We start from the raw sequence: 6,332 nt of genomic DNA, 5'->3' as shown, positions 1-6,332 counted from the left end.
GTCCACGATGATCCACGCCATGCTCTCGGCCGTCGGCGGTCCCGTAGGGGCCGGCGTAGGGGCAGCCGCCGCCCCGACCGTGTGCAGGGGGGCGGGCTGGGTGATGCCGCCGTGCTCGGTGAACGTGCCGCGGGCGGCGAGGTGCGGGTGGTCCGGTGCCTCGCGCAGGCTCAGCACGGGCGCGACGCAGGCGTCGGAGCCCTCGAAGACGGCGGTCCACTCGTCCCGGGTGCGGGACTTGAAGGCGGTGGCGATCCGTTCGCGCAGCTCGTCCCAGCGGGTGAGGTCCGTACGGGCGGGCGCCAGGTCGTCCAGGCCGAGCAGGTGCAGGAACTCCGCGAAGAACTTGCCTTCCAGGGCGCCGACCGCCATGTGCCGGCCGTCGGCGGTCTCGTAGGTGCCGTAGTAGGGGCAGCCGCCGTCCAGGAGGTTGGCGGCGCGCCGGTCCTGCCAGCCGCCGGCCGCGAGCATGGCGTGGATCATCGTGGACAGGTGAGCCGTGCCGTCCACGATGGCCGCGTCGACCACCTGGCCGGTGCCGGTCGCGCGCGCGTGGTGCAGCGCGGCGAGGACGCCGACGACCAGGTAGAGGGAGCCGCCCGCGTAGTCCCCGAGGAGGTTGGCGGGCACGGCCGGGGGTTCACCGGGGCGGCCGATCATGCCGAGGGTGCCGGTGAGCGCGATGTAGGCGACGTCATGGCCGGCGCGCTGGGCGAGGGGGCCGTCCTGGCCCCAGCCGGTCATCCGCCCGTAGACCAGGCGGGGGTTGCGGGCGTGGCAGTCCGCGGGGCCGACGCCGAGCCGTTCGGCGACGCCGGGGCGGTAGCCCTCGACCAGGACGTCGGCCCGCTCGGCGAGGTCCAGGACGCGCGCGGGGCCGTCCGGCGCCTTCAGGTCGACCACGACCGAGCGCTTGTTGCGGTTGGTGACGTCGTGCGCCGGGTCGAGGCCGAGGCCCGGTCCGCCCGGGCGGTCCACCCGGACCACGTCGGCGCCCAGGTCGGCCAGGAGCATGGCGGCGAACGGGCCCGGCCCGATGCCGGCCAGCTCCACCACGCGCACGCCGGAGAGCGGACCGGCACCCGCCGGCGGCGTCCCTGCCGTTGTCATGCGACCAGCCCCCTGCGTGTGTGACACCAATGATGTAACACCGGTGATGCTAGGAACGTGTTCCACCGGACACAAGACCTGAACGAGCAAGCGCTTAGCCAAGTGCCCGGTGCGCCGGTCATCACCCGGTCGGGTGACCGGTCCCCGTGCCGGGCCGCCCCGCCGGTCCGGGCGCGTGCGCTTCCTCCCGCTTGTTCCGGGCGTTCCTGGCCACGGTCACCGCTGCCTCCGGGCTGGTGTTCGGACTGCGCACTCCTCACGCTAGCCTCGGCCACCGACAGCGGCGCGGGCTGCGCGGCGGGCGACGGACCAAGGGGTGTCATGAGCAGGACCAGCAGGACCGACCGTCCCTACGACCTCGTGCTCTTCGGGGCCACCGGCTTCGTCGGCGCGCTCACCGCCCGCCACCTCGCCGACCACGCGCCGCGGGGCCTGCGCTGGGCGGTCGCCGGCCGCGACGAACGGCGGCTGGAGCGGCTGTGCGGGACGCTGCCCGGCGGCGCGGACATCGGCGTCCTGCGCGCCGACGTGCGCGAGCCGGCCACCCTGCGCGTGCTCGCGGACCACGCGCGCGTGGTCGCCACGACCGTGGGCCCGTACGTGCTGCACGGCGAGGGCCTCGTCGCCGCCTGCGCCGAGTCCGGCACCGACTACCTGGACCTCACCGGGGAGCCGGAGTTCGTGGACCTGATGTACGTCCGGCACGACGCACGCGCGCGCGAGACGGGCGCGCGCCTGGTGCACGCCTGCGGCTTCGACTCGGTGCCGCACGATCTCGGCGCGTACTTCACGGTGCGGCAGCTGCCCGAGGGCGTACCGCTGACCGTGGACGGCTACGTGACCGTGGACGCGGCCTTCTCCGGCGGCACCCTGGCCTCGGCGCTGAACCAGCTGGCCCGCGGCCGGGGGATGCTGGCGGCGGCGCGGGACCGGGCCCGGCACGAGCCCCGGCTGCCGGGCCGCCGGGTGACCGCGCCGGCGGGGGCCCCGCGGTACGCGGCGGAGGTGGGCGCGTGGGCGCTGCCGCTGCCCACCATCGACCCGCGGGTCGTGCGCCGTTCGGCGCGGGCGCTGGAGCGGTACGGCCCGGACTTCCGCTACCGGCACTACGCGGCCGTGCGGCACCTGCCGGTCGCTCTCGGCGGGGTGGCCGCCCTCGGCGCGCTGACGGCCGCCGTCCAGCTGCCGCCCGTGCGGCGCCGGCTGTCGGACCTGCTCAAGCCGGGCGACGGACCGGGCCCGGAGAAGCGGGCGAAGAGCTGGTTCCGGGTGCGGTTCGTCGGCGAGGGCGGCGGGCGGCGGGTGTTCACCGAGGTCTCCGGCGGGGACCCCGGATACGACGAGACGGCGAAGATGTTCGCCGAGGCCGCCCTGTGCCTGGCCGCGGACGAGCTGCCGCCGACGGCCGGGCAGGTCACCACGGCCGAGGCGATGGGCGACGCCCTGACCGCGCGGCTGCGTGCCGCCGGGATCACCTTCCGGGTGGCGGCGGAACGCTGACCGGCGTCCGTCGCGCACCACCGGAACTGAGACGATGGAACCCGTGACGGAGCGGCCCGAGGAGGCGGAGCGGACGTGAAGTTCGTGCTCGAAGTGACCGTGGACGACGGCGGGACGGCGCAGGACCGGGTGCGCGAGCTGGAACGCGTCCTGCGCTACTGGGGCGGCAACCTGCGCCACTACGCCCTGGAACCGGGCGACGGCTCGGCCGTCTACGACTCGGCGTACCGGGAGGTCGGCGCCTGGCGCGTCGTCGAGTCCTGAGTCGCGCCGCCGGCCGGGCCCCGCGCCGCCTCGCGCAGGGCCCGCCGGCACAGCGCGTCCGCCCGGCGCGTGGTCTCCGGGAGCCGGAACCGCGGCGTCAGCGCCAGGGTGTGCGCCAGGGCGGCGGCCGGGCCCACCCGGTGGCCGACGGAGACGAACACCGGCTTGACGCCGTCCCGGGTGCGCAGCGCGCGCCCGACCTCCTCCGTCCCGGCGAGCAGCGGCGCCCAGTCGCCCCGCGCCGGGCCGGGTTCGTCGTACGTGAAGGTGAACGGGTTCTTGGCGACGCCGATCGTCGGCAGGCCCGTGAGAACCCCCAGGTGGCTCGCCAGGCCGAAGCGGCGCGGGTGGGCCAGGCCGTAGCCGTCGCACACGACCAGGCCGGGCGGGCAGGGCAGCCGGTCCAGGGCGGCCCGGACGGCCGGGATCTCCCGGAAGGCGAGAAGGCCGGGCACGTACGGGAAGGAGACCCGGCCGACGGCCGTCGCCTCCGCGACGACCTCCAGGGTGGCGGCGTCCAGCACGACGGCCGCCGCCGCGACCAGGTCCAGGGCGTCGTCGTAGGCGACGTCGACCCCGGTGACGCGGCCCTCGCCGACCGGCGGTCCGGGCTCGTCCAGCACCACGCGTCCGCGCAGCTCGTCCTGGACGGCACGGGCCTCTTCCTCGGTCGCGGGCCAGCCCGCGGGTACACCGACGATCGTCATGCCGGGTGACTGTACGCGTCCGCCCGACGCCGCCGGCCGGACGGGGGTAGGCTCGTGATCATGTTCGTACTGGAGCTGACCTACACCGCGCCGCTCGACGCCGTGGACGCCGTCCTGCCCGACCACGTGACCTGGCTGGAGCAGCAGTACGAGAAGGGCTTCTTCCTGGCCTCCGGACGCAAGAACCCCCGCGACGGCGGGGTGATCCTGGCCGTCGCGGAGGACCGCGCGCGGATCGAGGAGATCGTCGCGGCCGACCCGTTCGTCACCGCGGGCGTGTGCTCCTACCGCGTCGTCGAGTTCGTCGCCACGAAGACGGCTCCCGAGCTGGCGCGGCACCGGCAGACGCTCGGCTGAGCCGTCCTCACCCCTTCTTGCTGTCCAGCGCGCGCTGGAGCTGCTCCTTGTTCATGTTCGAGCGGCCTTCGATGCCGCGCTGCCTGGCCTCGTTGTACAGCTGGTCGCGGGTCGGGCCGTGCGGGCCGACCCGGTTGCCCGACCGCTGACCGCCGCGCTTGCCGGACGACATGTCCTGCGTCGAGCTGCGGCTGGCGGTCTTGGACTCGCCGGAGCGGGCGCGTTCCTTGTTCACCGTCCGCGCGGCGATCTCCTTGGCGCGCCCGGCGCTCTCGCCCCGCTCCTGCGCGCTCTCCTTGATGTGCTCGTACTGACGCTCGCGCTTGGGGCTGGAACCGGCTGGCATGATCGCTCCTTTCCTCTGCGGCGGGAGCCGAGTACCCGCGACGAGACGGTCCTCACCACACCGGTTCCGCCCGCTCACCGTTCCAGCCGGGCCACCCGGCCCTGTTCCCCGGCCGCCCAGCAGCTCCGGTCCGGGGCGCAGGCCACGGTGTCGTAGGAGCCGGTGCCGACCGTCCGCCAGGTCCGGCCGCCGTCGGTGGTCAGATCGGTGCCGGTCGGCCCGACGGCGAGCGCGGCGCCCCGGCTGTGCGCGAGCCAGGCGGCGCCGGAGCGGTATGCGGGCGGCGGGGTGGCGGCGGGCCGCCAGGTCCGGCCGCCGTCGGCCGTCACCGCGGCCGACGCGGGCGAGGACTGCCCGGGGCGGTAGTCGCCGCCGACCGCGATGCCGTGGGCGCGGTCGCGGAAGGCGAGCGCGAAGACGCCCTTGGCCGGGTCGCCCGCCGGGATCGGCGTGTCGGCGGCCGTCCAGGTCAGCCCGCGGTCGGCGGAGTGCAGCACGCGCGCGCGGGCGCCGCCTCCGGTGGCCAGCCAGACGTCGTCGGGGCCGGAGGTGACCAGGCACTGGCCGCTGGCGGCGAAACCGGCCTCGCCGTCCAGGGCGGGCGGCATGCCGTCGGCGGGCAGCACCCGCCAGGAGCGGCCGCCGTCGGCGGTGGACAGCAGCCGGAACCGTCCGTCCACCGGATCGCTCAGGGCCAGTCCGTGGCGGCGGTCGAAGAAGGCGAGACAGTCGTAGAACGCCTTCGGGTCGGTGTTGCGGAAGGACTCCGTCCAGGTCGTACCGCCGTCGTCGGTGCGGTAGACGCGGGACGCCTCGCCCTCGCCGATGGCCAGCACCACCGCCCGCCGCGCGTCGAACGCCGTCACGTCCCGGAACTCCAGGCCGGCCGCGCCCGGCGGCGAGGCGTTCCGCCAGCTCGCGCCGCCGTCCGTGGAGCGCAGCACCGTGCCGCCGGTGCCCGCCAGCCAGGCGGTGCGCCGGTCGACGGCCGCGAGGCCGCGGAACCGGACCTGCGGGGTGCCGGTGTCCTTCCCGGCCCAGTGGGTCCCCGCCCGGCCGGGAGTCCGTGCCGCGCTCACCTGTTGCGCACCCGCCCCTCCCCCGCCCGCCCGGTCGGCGCCGTTCCCCGTGCGGGTCCGGGCCTCGGCCGCCGGGACCGCGAGCGCGGCCAGCACCGCCGCGCACGCCACCGCCGCCGCCACCATCCGGCTCGCCCGTCCCTTGTGTCGCGTAGTCCCCAAGCGCCTCATGGCGGGCGAAGCTAGCCCAGTCCCCCGGCCCCGTCCAGAGGGCCGCCCGCCACCGCCCGCCACCGCCCGGCACCGGCCGGCCGGTGCCGGGCGCGAACGGCCGTGCGGTGATCGTGCATGAACGCGGTGACCGAGGTCACTCGATCAGGGTGTGCACGCATCGGCCGTTTCCGTCGTCTCTTGAGGTGCCGGGGCTCGCACACCCAGGCGCAGGCCAGCCGTCACGAGGGAGCAAGGTGTTGTCCACCGTCATCGAGCAGCCCGTCGAGGCCCGTCTCGTCGCCGCCGCACCGCGTATGCCGAGCATTCCCGCCACGCTGCGCTACGACCGGCGCGACCCGTTCGCGGTCCGCATGGCGTTCCCGGCGCCGGCCACCCTGGAGGGGGTCGACGTGTGCTGGACCTTCTCCCGCGAGCTGCTGACGGCCGGGCTCCAGGGCCCCGAGGGCCAGGGCGACGTACGCGTGCGGCCGTACGGCTACGACCGGACGGTGCTGGAGTTCCACGCCCCGGAGGGCACCGCCGTCGTGCATGTGCGCTCCGGTGAGATACGGCGGTTCCTGGAGGCGGCCAACGAGCTGGTGCCCGTCGGTCTTGAGCACCTCCAGCTCGACCTGGACGACGGCCTCGCCGAGCTGATGCGGGACGCCTGCTGAGCGCTCGGGCGCGCGTGTGGCGCGTGCGGTAAACGCGTTGACAGTCCATCCGGCCCGCTCCTACGGTGGGCAGCGGTTCTGTTGCCGTCGACAGGAGAAGGACGTTGCTCGTCTGAGGTCCTGGGACACCGCGTCGCACCGG

8 protein-coding genes are annotated in these 6,332 nt (G+C 75.6%); 4 read left to right on the top strand and 4 right to left on the bottom strand.

Annotation, left to right across the window (positions count from 1 at the left end):
- Window positions 1–1,110, bottom strand: a 1,110-nt coding sequence (locus IF37_RS0122905) for a CaiB/BaiF CoA-transferase family protein (protein ID WP_052845305.1), incomplete at its 3' end; no start/stop codon positions are given.
- A gap of 321 nt (window positions 1,111–1,431) precedes the next feature.
- Between IF37_RS0122905 and IF37_RS0122900 the strand changes: the two genes are divergently transcribed.
- The gene (locus IF37_RS0122900) at window positions 1,432–2,610 is read left to right on the top strand and encodes a trans-acting enoyl reductase family protein (protein WP_030745474.1); all 1,179 of its coding nucleotides are present in this window, start codon (window positions 1,432–1,434) and stop codon (window positions 2,608–2,610) included.
- Window positions 2,611–2,685: 75 nt separating this feature from the next.
- Window positions 2,686–2,874 (top strand): hypothetical protein, encoded by a 189-nt coding sequence (locus tag IF37_RS0122895; protein WP_030745471.1) that lies wholly within the window; start codon window positions 2,686–2,688, stop codon window positions 2,872–2,874.
- Here IF37_RS0122895 and IF37_RS0122890 read toward each other — a convergent pair.
- Window positions 2,823–3,581 (bottom strand): endonuclease V, encoded by a 759-nt coding sequence (locus IF37_RS0122890; RefSeq protein ID WP_030745466.1) that lies wholly within the window; start codon window positions 3,579–3,581, stop codon window positions 2,823–2,825. The genes IF37_RS0122895 and IF37_RS0122890 overlap by 52 nt on opposite strands.
- Before the next feature lie 60 nt (window positions 3,582–3,641).
- Between IF37_RS0122890 and IF37_RS0122885 the strand changes: the two genes are divergently transcribed.
- Window positions 3,642–3,938, top strand: coding sequence for a YciI family protein (locus tag IF37_RS0122885; RefSeq protein ID WP_030745461.1), 297 nt, complete (start codon window positions 3,642–3,644; stop codon window positions 3,936–3,938).
- Between the two features lie 7 nt (window positions 3,939–3,945).
- Here the strand turns inward: IF37_RS0122885 and IF37_RS0122880 are convergent, their stop codons facing one another.
- Window positions 3,946–4,284, bottom strand: coding sequence for a hypothetical protein (locus IF37_RS0122880; protein ID WP_030745458.1), 339 nt, complete (start codon window positions 4,282–4,284; stop codon window positions 3,946–3,948).
- 74 nt (window positions 4,285–4,358) lie between these two features.
- The gene (locus IF37_RS0122875) at window positions 4,359–5,489 is read right to left on the bottom strand and encodes a hypothetical protein (protein WP_030745456.1); all 1,131 of its coding nucleotides are present in this window, start codon (window positions 5,487–5,489) and stop codon (window positions 4,359–4,361) included.
- Window positions 5,490–5,773: 284 nt separating this feature from the next.
- On the opposite strand from IF37_RS0122875, the gene IF37_RS0122865 reads away from it, so the two are divergent.
- Window positions 5,774–6,190: an SsgA family sporulation/cell division regulator gene (locus IF37_RS0122865; RefSeq protein WP_030745452.1), complete on the top strand. Its 417-nt coding sequence runs from the start codon at window positions 5,774–5,776 to the stop codon at window positions 6,188–6,190.
- Window positions 6,191–6,332: the final 142 nt, after the last annotated feature.

This window comes from Streptomyces sp. NRRL S-31 (genome assembly GCF_000718775.1).
In the GTDB taxonomy this organism is placed as follows: domain Bacteria; phylum Actinomycetota; class Actinomycetes; order Streptomycetales; family Streptomycetaceae; genus Streptomyces.
This window is presented reverse-complemented; position numbering and strand designations above follow the sequence as displayed.

Coding starts and splice junctions, on each gene's coding strand:
- IF37_RS0122900 (WP_030745474.1), top strand. CDS start 1,432: ATGAGCAGGACCAGCAGGACCGACCGTCCCTACGACCTCGTGCTCTTC.
- IF37_RS0122890 (WP_030745466.1), bottom strand. CDS start 3,581: ATGACGATCGTCGGTGTACCCGCGGGCTGGCCCGCGACCGAGGAAGAG.
- IF37_RS0122885 (WP_030745461.1), top strand. CDS start 3,642: ATGTTCGTACTGGAGCTGACCTACACCGCGCCGCTCGACGCCGTGGAC.
- IF37_RS0122880 (WP_030745458.1), bottom strand. CDS start 4,284: ATGCCAGCCGGTTCCAGCCCCAAGCGCGAGCGTCAGTACGAGCACATC.
- IF37_RS0122875 (WP_030745456.1), bottom strand. CDS start 5,489: ATGGTGGCGGCGGCGGTGGCGTGCGCGGCGGTGCTGGCCGCGCTCGCG.